At 36.4% G+C, this 231-nt stretch carries 1 pseudogene; it reads right to left on the bottom strand.

The annotated features are described in order from the left end of the window. Nucleotides 1-57: 57 nt before the first annotated feature. Nucleotides 58-231: pseudogene (gene pflA, locus ACTHSP_RS24215) on the bottom strand (pyruvate formate lyase 1-activating protein); the annotation flags it as partial.

Below are 231 nucleotides of genomic sequence, written 5' to 3'. Positions count from 1 at the left end.
AATCATGAAAAGGCCGTCTGAAAATGATTATTTCGTTTCAGACGTCCTTTTTCTGTTTTAATAAATAATGTATTTTCCGTATCTCTCTAATATTTCTTTGATTTTCAAAATGGTTTCTTTAGGCGGCGGTTGTACGCCTTTTAATTTGTATTCGTCGCCGCAAAAAGCCCATTTGTTTGCGCCCAATTCGTGATAAGGCAAAAGCTCGACCATTTCGACATTATCCATATC

This window comes from Neisseria sp. P0001.S005 (genome assembly GCF_051963715.1).
This window is presented reverse-complemented; position numbering and strand designations above follow the sequence as displayed.